The 3,305-nt window shown below is 64.0% G+C and carries 4 protein-coding genes; 1 reads left to right on the plus strand and 3 read right to left on the minus strand.

Features of this window, described 5'->3' with window-relative positions:
* On the minus strand, positions 1–203 hold a 203-nt coding region (locus tag VKP01_RS12385), incomplete at its 3' end, for a 4a-hydroxytetrahydrobiopterin dehydratase (protein WP_324412729.1).
* A gap of 60 nt (positions 204–263) precedes the next feature.
* A complete protein-coding gene (thpR, locus tag VKP01_RS12390; RefSeq protein ID WP_324412731.1) occupies positions 264–824 on the minus strand; it encodes an RNA 2',3'-cyclic phosphodiesterase in 561 nt (186 codons plus the stop codon).
* Between the two features lie 233 nt (positions 825–1,057).
* Between thpR and VKP01_RS12395 the strand changes: the two genes are divergently transcribed.
* A complete protein-coding gene (locus VKP01_RS12395) occupies positions 1,058–2,587 on the plus strand; it encodes a DUF2336 domain-containing protein (RefSeq protein WP_324412733.1) in 1,530 nt (509 codons plus the stop codon).
* 16 nt (positions 2,588–2,603) lie between these two features.
* Here VKP01_RS12395 and VKP01_RS12400 read toward each other — a convergent pair.
* Positions 2,604–3,305: aldo/keto reductase (locus VKP01_RS12400; RefSeq protein ID WP_324412735.1), on the minus strand; the 702-nt coding region annotated here is incomplete at its 5' end.

Consider the following 3,305-nt stretch of genomic DNA (forward strand, 5'->3'; position numbering starts at 1 on the left):
GTCTTGTAGACGTTGTACCATTCGGGATGGTGATCCATCTTCTCGGCGGTCAGCGCCACCTTGCTCATCCAGCCGAACGCGTCGACGAAATCGGCGAAGACGAAGGTCTTTCGGATGGCCTCACGACCATCGACCTTCTCCCAGCCCTCGAGCGTTTCGAAGAGATCGTCGAGTTCCGCATTGCTGAGCCGCTCACCGGACATGGGTCTTTCCTTTCATGCTGCGCGAATGTCTTTTGCCGGCGCACCCGTGACGGGGCAGGCCTAGCGATTGGCCGCCAGAGCCATTCCTGCGAACGGATATGCCGCTTCCACGAGATAGGGCCCACCGCCGGTGATGTCACGGGCCGAGAACAGGCTGATATGGCCGGCCTCGAAGCGCAGATCCGGAAACCGGCCCTGGCGTGCGATGTAATCGGCAGCGAGCAGCGGCTCGACGCCGCGTAGCCGCGCCAGCGTGACATGCGGCACGAATTTGCGTTTTTCCGGCGCCAGCCCGGCCTTCCGCAGGCGCCGCTCGATCTCGCCCTGAAGATCGGCGAGTTCGCGGGTAAGTTTCGCACGCACGATCAGCGCATGCGGGCGCTCGCCGCCGAACACGTCAAATCCCTCGAAAGTCACCGCCACTGGCGCGCGGGGGCGGATCTCGGCGAGCGCGGTATCGATCTCGTGCGCCACATGCCCGTCGACATCGCCGATGAAACGCAGGGTGAGATGGTAATTTTCCGGATCGATCCAGCGCGCACCCGGCAGGCCGGCGCGAAACAGCGCGAGCCGTTCGACGAGATCCGGGGGGATTTCGAAACCTGCGAACAAGCGTGGCATCGGCGCCTCCCGTCATTCCCCAGCACACTCATTGTGTACGATTGACCAGAGGGCGCAAGGTGCGGAAACGGGACCGACCCTGTTCTCCACGCACCATTCGTCGCCCGAGCGGCACGGAAACGATTGCGCTGAACAATTTTGAACAATTTTCAATACGTGCGCGGTTCAATTCACTCTTATGAAACTCCTGACGCGGTAACCTATGGTCACGGTCCGAACCCGATGGATGATCGATGAGCCCTGCGCAAGCAATGATCGAAGAGGTGGACGACATCCTCGCCGGCACCGATCGCCGCCGGCGCATGGCGATGCTGCGCCAGATCACCAATCTCTTCGTCGACAATGCCCGCTGGCTCGACGAGAACGTGATCGCCACTTTCGACGAGGTGATGCTGCGGCTCGCCAAGGACGTCGACTTCCGCGTACGCTACGCGGTTTCCGAGCGCCTGGCCGACATTCCGCGCGCGCCGCTGAAGATGGTGCGCGAGCTCGCCTTCGACGACAATTACGAAGTTGCGACCCCGGTGCTCGGGCGCTCCGAACAGCTTGGCGATGACGATCTGATCTTCGTGGTGGAGACCAAGAGCGCCATGCATGTGCTGGCCGTATCGCGCCGAAACAGCCTCTCGGAGCGCGTCACGGATTCGATCATCGCCCGCGACGAGGACGATCCCATCCGCGCGCTCGCCACGAACGAGGGCGCGCGTTTCTCCGATGACGGCTTCGCCCGGCTGATGGCGCGCTCGCAGGACGACCCCGAGATCCAGGATGCGCTCAACTATCGCGGCGAGCTGACGCCGGAGCAGGTCGAAAAGCTCGCTGATTCCGTGCGCGACAAGGTCCGCCAGACGCTGGTCGACGAGCTCGGCGAGCGGATGGAGAAGGCGATCGATTCGGTGATCGCCGACATGCAGAAGAAATTCGTCCCCGATCGCGGGCGCGAATTCCTCGCGGCCGATCTCGACATGGCGCGCCAGTTCATCAAGGAACGCGGCAAGGATCAGCCGGTCCAGGAGGCCGAGCTCGTCCAGTGGATCAAGCGCAACCGCATGGAGGACGTCATGGCCGCGATCGCCGACAAGGTCGGTATCGATCTCGGCAAGGTGGTGAACGCGTTCTATGCGCCTCGTTTTGACGCCATCCTCTTCATCGCCTCGGCAGCGGGTCTGACGTGGCCGAACTTCAAGACGCTGCTGGGCAAGCGCAGCGGACGCCAGCCCTCGGTCGAACTGCTCGAAGAGGCTTACAACGTCTTCCAGCGCCTCAAGCCCGAGACCGCGCGCCGGGTCGTGCATTACGCCGTCTCGCAGGCCAAGTCCGGCGCGGCGCAAAAGCGCAGGGAGAAGGCGAAACCCGAACCGGAGGTTTCCGCTGCGCATGCGCCCGCACCGGCGGTATCCACCAGCAAGACGGGAATTCCGGAGAGTGCGCCGGAGCCGGGAAGCGGTGCGCGCGGCAGTCTGATCTCCCTCGCCGGCGCCATGCGCGACATGGTCAACCGCGTGGCCGGTCAGATGAACGGTACGCCGCGTCCCATGGTGCATATGGGCGCGGCGACGGCGTCGGGGCAGGGCGACGCCAAGGCGAAGGGCAAGGTTGTCGGCAAGGCGGTGGGCAAGAGCGTGGGCACATCCGTCGGCAAATCCGCCGACGGCAAATCCTTTCCGCGCAAGACGCCCGGGGGCAATGCCGCGAGCGCTGCGCCCCGGAAGGTGACCGGCAAACCGGTCAAGGGCCGTCCGGTGACAAGCGGCAAACCCTGATCCCCGCACGCACCCCTTACGGTGCCGGATTGCAATATTGCAGGTGGATCGCGTCGATACGCTCCTCGAGCTCGGGCGTGATCGTCACATCGATTGAATCGATGTTGTTCTTCAGCTGCTCCATCGTGGTCGCGCCGATGATGTTGCTGGTGACGAAGGGGCGGCTGGTGACGAAGGCGAGCGCCATCTGTGCCGGGTCGAGCCCGTATTCGCGGGCGAGTGCGACATAGGCCTCGTAGGCGGCCATGGCGGCGGGCTTCTCGTAGCGCGCGAGCCGCTCGAAGAGCTGTTTGCGCGATCCCTTGGGCAGCGCGCCGCCGGCATATTTGCCGGTGAGATAGCCCTGTGCGAGCGGTGAATAGGCCAGCAGCCCGACATTCTCGCGCATGGCGAGTTCGGCGAGATTGACCTCGAAGGTCCGGTTGACCAGCGAATAGGCGTTCTGGATCGAGGCGACGCGCGGCGCATCCGTGTGCTCCGCATGGGCGAGATAACGCATCGTGCCCCAGGCGGATTCATTCGAGACGCCGACATGACGCACCTTGCCTGCCGTCACCAGCTCGGCCAGCACGTCGAGGATGGATTCGATGCTGTGCTCGGGCTCGCGCACATTGCGGAAGATCGTGGCATTCGAGCCGAAGGCGCTCACGGCGCGGTCGGGCCAGTGCACCTGATAGAGATCGATGTAATCGGTGCGCAGGCGTCTGAGGCTCTTGTC

It is taken from the genome of Saliniramus sp., assembly GCF_035311605.1.
In the GTDB taxonomy this organism is placed as follows: domain Bacteria; phylum Pseudomonadota; class Alphaproteobacteria; order Rhizobiales; family Beijerinckiaceae; genus Saliniramus.

Excerpts from the sequence above, each read along its gene's own strand:
- thpR (WP_324412731.1), bottom strand. The coding sequence starts at position 824 with ATGCCACGCTTGTTCGCAGGTTTCGAAATCCCCCCGGATCTCGTCGAA.
- VKP01_RS12395 (WP_324412733.1), top strand. The coding sequence starts at position 1,058 with ATGAGCCCTGCGCAAGCAATGATCGAAGAGGTGGACGACATCCTCGCC.